A 2,887-nucleotide genomic window follows, 5' to 3' on the forward strand; every position below is an offset into this window, starting at 1 on the left:
CAGGGCGACGTTCTCCGGCGACGACGCCTCCTCGTGGGCGACGGCCTCGCCAGCGGCTTCGTCCCAGACGAGTTCGCCGTCGGCCCACGTGTACTCTTCGCCGGGGTCCTCGGCGTCGTCGGTCCGCAGGATGTGGCCTTCCTCCTCGCCTTCGGTGGCGACGAGGCACGGCGCGTTGGTCGCGGTCGTCAGGTACTCCTCGTCGATGTAGCCGTTCTCGACGAGGACGCTGTTGAACGCGAGCCAGAAGGCCATGTCCGTCCCCGGTTCGATCGGGAGCCACGTGTCGGTGTAGGGCCCTGAGTTGCGTCGCTGTGGGTCGATCGAGACGCTCTCCATCCCCTGGTCGTCGCGGGCGTCGGCGATCTGTTTCGGCCACGTGATCTGACAGAGGTGTGCGCCACCGGCCTGGGCGGCATTGTGGCCCCAGCCAATGTAGTACTCGCAGTTCTCGAAGTCGGTCTCCGAGACGCCGTGGGTGGCGAACATCAGCTCCTGGGCGCGATAGCCGGAGTCCGAGCAGGTCGCGCCGTGGCCGTACTTCTCCATGCTGCCGTACTTGTCGCTCGTGCCGGTCACCCACGCGTCCTCCTGCCACTGTGGGGACTTCTTCCGGCCGACCTGGAAGACGACGCGTCGAGGATCGTCTTGGAGTTTTGCTTTGAGATCCTCGCCGATCTCGTCCATCGCCTGCTCCCAGCTGACCTCCTGCCACTCGCCGTGGGTGCCCTTCTCGTTGGTTCGCTTCAGCGGCGCCTTGATCCGGTAGGGGTTGTAGACCTGTTCGATCTGGGCTTGGCCTTTCGGACAGAGGGAGCCGTCCGTCCGCGGATCCTCCGAGTTACCCTCGAACTTGACGACCCGATTACCGACCTTCTTCGCGACGGACGAACAGTCCATCTTGCCGACCCAGCAGGCGGTCGGAACCTCCTCGTACTCAAGACTGGTCGACTGCGCTTCGGCCTCCCGCAGGAACGACGCGCTCCCGCCGATCCCCAGCGCCGCGGCCGCGACGCCGCCGGCCTTCAGCGCGTCGCGCCTCGTCAGATCGAGTCCGTCGCTACTCATCGTCGAACCCCTCCGGTTTCGTCGGCCGGTCGTCCACGCCGAACTCGTCTTTTACCTGCTCGTGGTACTTCTCGTGGAACTCCGCTTCGTCCATCTCGCCGCGAGCGAGGCGGATGGCGTCTTTGCCCATCTCTTTGCCGAGTTCCGTGTCGTACTCGACATCTCCGAGCTGGTCTTCGGCCCAGCCGTCGAACTCATCGTCGTCGATGTCGGGCGGAGCCTCGTGGTCACGATGCATATCTACGGATTACAGCCCGGCCACCCAATGGGTACCCCTGTATATTACAGGCGTTTAAGTACTATCAGCGATTCCCGAGCGGTGAACCTCCTAGTGACCGATCTACGGACCGATTTCGACGAGGGCACACCGCGTCGTCCGAGAGTCGCGCTCCGGAGCAAGCGGCACCCCCACGACTCTCGCTGGATATTTAATAACCTACATAGTTTATCAGAATCTGTTTGATTCTTTCGATATATAACTTCAGTAACTCGGACATACCGATGGCCACGAACGACGCGAGCGAGCGCGACGGCCGGCACACGGTGTCCATAGAGATCGATCCGGGTGCCGATGTCGCGGCCGTGTTAGGCGAAATCGCGGAACTCGACGTCAACGGAGCACGGGTCCGCGACGTCAGCGGCGAGGAGAGATCGGCGGTCCCGGTCGATCCCGCAGATCTGACCGCGGTACAGCGTCAGACGCTGCTTCGAGCGGTCGAAGCCGGGTACTACTCCGACCCGCGGGAAGCGACGCTCTCGGATCTCGCCGCCGAGTTCGACATCTCTAAGTCCGCGGTGTCACAGCGCCTCCACGGCGCCGAGGCCACCATCGTCCGACGCGTGGTCGAGGGAATGGACCGCGAGGACCGCCCGACGACCCGGTTCGACCAGCGCGAGTGATTCTCGCAGCCGAACTCGACACCCCTCCCGAGCCCTCTCCAGCGTGTTCCGGGATTCGTACACCGCCGGCCCACGGAGGGGCGATTCCCCGCTACAGGACCCGATACAGCCCGGCCGCGAGGAGCGCGCCGAGGATCGGTCCCACGACGGGGACCCAGGAGTACGCCCAGTCCGACGGTCCCTTGTGCGGGAACGGGAGGACTGCGTGTGCGACGCGCGGTCCGAGGTCCCGTGCGGGGTTGATCGCGTAACCGGTGGGGCCGCCGAGCGACAACCCGATCCCGAGGACGACCAACGCGATCGGGAGCGCCGACAGCGCACCGAGCCCGAACCCGACCTCCTGTCCGTCAATGGTGATCGTCTGGAGGATCTGGCCGGACGTCCCGTCGACGAAGCCGGCGGAGTTCAGGTACAATACGGCAAAAACCAACACGAACGTCCCGATGATTTCGGTTATCAGGTTCGACGCGTAGTTTCGGATCTCGGGAGCGGTCGAGAAGATCGCCAGCTTCGCGTCCTCGGCTTCCGTGATCGCGAAGTGATCCTTGTAGGCTAGCCACACCGTAACGCCGCCCAGGAATCCGCCGAGCGTCTGCGAGGCGACGTAGAGCGGCACCTGCGCCCAGTCGAACAGCCCGGCGGCGGCGAGCCCGACCGTCACGGCGGGGTTGATGTGGCCGCCGCTGACCTGACTGATGGTGAACACGCCCATGAACACGCCGATGGCCCACCCCCACGTGATGACGATCCAGCCGCCGCCGTTCCCCTTCGTCTCGTCGAGCACCACGTTGGCGACGACGCCGCCGCCGAAGACAATGAGGATCGCGGTTCCGATGACCTCGGCCACGTACGGGTTCATCGCTCACCCGTGGTCGTCCCTGTGAGCTCCGACGGCGGAGCTGTCGTCGTCGTTTCGGCC

At 64.9% G+C, this 2,887-nt stretch carries 4 protein-coding genes; 1 reads left to right on the forward strand and 3 read right to left on the reverse strand.

What is annotated here, in order from left to right:
• On the reverse strand, positions 1-1,068 hold a 1,068-nt coding region (locus BN903_RS14930; protein WP_048078482.1), incomplete at its 3' end, for a molybdopterin-dependent oxidoreductase.
• Positions 1,061-1,306, reverse strand: a complete 246-nt coding sequence (locus tag BN903_RS14935) for a 4Fe-4S ferredoxin N-terminal domain-containing protein (RefSeq protein WP_048078483.1) — start codon at positions 1,304-1,306, stop codon at positions 1,061-1,063. The genes BN903_RS14930 and BN903_RS14935, both read right to left, overlap by 8 nt.
• A 263-nt stretch (positions 1,307-1,569) precedes the next feature.
• On the opposite strand from BN903_RS14935, the gene BN903_RS14940 reads away from it, so the two are divergent.
• Positions 1,570-1,968: a helix-turn-helix domain-containing protein gene (locus BN903_RS14940; protein ID WP_048078484.1), complete on the forward strand. Its 399-nt coding sequence runs from the start codon at positions 1,570-1,572 to the stop codon at positions 1,966-1,968.
• A 91-nt stretch (positions 1,969-2,059) separates the two neighbouring features.
• Here the strand turns inward: BN903_RS14940 and BN903_RS14945 are convergent, their stop codons facing one another.
• Entirely contained in the window at positions 2,060-2,827 is a 768-nt protein-coding gene (locus BN903_RS14945) for an MIP/aquaporin family protein (RefSeq protein ID WP_048078485.1), read from the reverse strand.
• Positions 2,828-2,887: the final 60 nt, after the last annotated feature.

It is taken from the genome of Halorubrum sp. AJ67 (genome assembly GCF_000513435.1).